Consider the following 1,493-nt stretch of genomic DNA (forward strand, 5'->3'; position numbering starts at 1 on the left):
ACTCGCCGCATTCGCGAGCAGGCTCGCTCCCACAGGGGGTTTATGTATGGCATGAATACTGAGCGGCTCATCTGCCGGTGAATTTGGCCGGAATACGCGCTGTACAGCCTTCGCCGGCTGGTTAAGATCCCTTCATTCATTTTCGCCCCTGAGGTTTCCATGCGCTTTTCCGATCTGCTCGACGCTGTCCGCCGCCAACCGCTGGAGCTGACCATCCCGGCCGGATGGGCGCAGGGGCGCGCCAGTTTCGGTGGCCTGGTGGCCGCCTTGCAGTACGAAGCCATGCGCGCAAAGGTGCCGGCGGATCGTCCGGTGCGCTCGCTGGCGATCACTTTCGTTGGCCCGGTGGAACCCGAAGTGCCGGTCAGTTTTGAAGTCGATGTGTTGCGCGAGGGCAAGGCCGTCAGCCAGGTGCTGGGCCGGGCAATGCAGAAGGGGCAGGTAGTGACCATGATCCAGGGCAGCTTCGGCGCCTCGCGGGCTTCGGAAGTGGCCGTGACCGCGCAACCGGCGCCGGAAATGAAGCATTGGGATGACTGCCAGGAACTGCCGTTCATTGAAGGCGTGATTCCGGAGTTCATGCGTCATCTGGCGATGCGCTGGAGTGTCGGCGGGCTGCCGTTCACCGGCAATACCTCGCGCCAGATGGGCGGCTGGGTGCGGTTGCGTGGTGATGTGAAGGAAGAGGCGATCAGCGAAGCCCACATTCTGGCGCTGGTGGACGCCTGGCCACCGGCCGTGATGCCGCACCTGAAGAAACCGGCCATGGGCAGCACGCTGACCTGGACCATCGAATTCGTCCAGCCTCTGCTGGAACTGAGCACACTGGACTGGTGCAAATACCTCGTCGAAACCGAACACGCCACCGACGGCTACGGCCATGCCGCGGCGAATCTGTGGGATGTGGAAGGCCGTTTGATCGCCATGAGCCGGCAGACGGTGACCGTCTTTGCCTGATCAATGACGGCGGTGGCGCTCACGCCAGGCGCGCCACCAGCCTCCGCTGAGGAAAAACCGCGGAAAGGTCAGGAACTGCTCGACCATCAGGCGCGACACCGCATCCTTGCGATCACTGAACGGTTCGGACGCTTGCACTTCCAGGGTGTGACCGTGACGCTGCAACCCCAGCGCGGCGATCACGCCTATGACGCCGATGGCGACGTTCGCCAGGTTCAGGCCGAACACCCCGGAAACAATCAGCAGAAACGCGACGATAAACAGCGGCACGGCGATCAGGTGCAGCACCAGATTGGTCGGGTGCTGGTGATTGTTCGGGTAGGCACGCCATTGCCAGGCGGGAAGGTTGGGGTGACGTTTACCCATGATGCTGATCCTCGAATCCATGTGAACTACATGATTGAAGGATAGGCCCGGCCAATGCGGGCGGCGAATCAAGGATGGCTATCGAAGTGATAGGGGCCATGGGCAATATTGATATTGACCTGGCGGGCCCCTTCGCGAGCAGGCTCGCTCCCACATAGGAATGCGTACCC

The 1,493-nt window shown here is 62.0% G+C and carries 2 protein-coding genes; one reads left to right on the forward strand and one right to left on the reverse strand.

Features of this window, described 5'->3' with window-relative positions; genetic code table 11:
• Positions 1-159 precede the first annotated feature (159 nt).
• Positions 160-957 carry an acyl-CoA thioesterase gene (locus tag ACW9HW_RS30020; protein ID WP_095196532.1) on the forward strand — a complete coding sequence of 266 codons (798 nt, stop codon included), beginning with the start codon at positions 160-162 and terminating at the stop codon, positions 955-957.
• Here ACW9HW_RS30020 and ACW9HW_RS30025 read toward each other — a convergent pair whose 3' ends face one another.
• Entirely contained in the window at positions 958-1,323 is a 366-nt protein-coding gene (locus ACW9HW_RS30025) for an Mpo1-like protein (RefSeq protein ID WP_095196533.1), read from the reverse strand.
• Between the last annotated feature and the right edge of the window lie 170 nt (positions 1,324-1,493).

This window comes from Pseudomonas sp. SDO5532_S415, assembly GCF_054071155.1.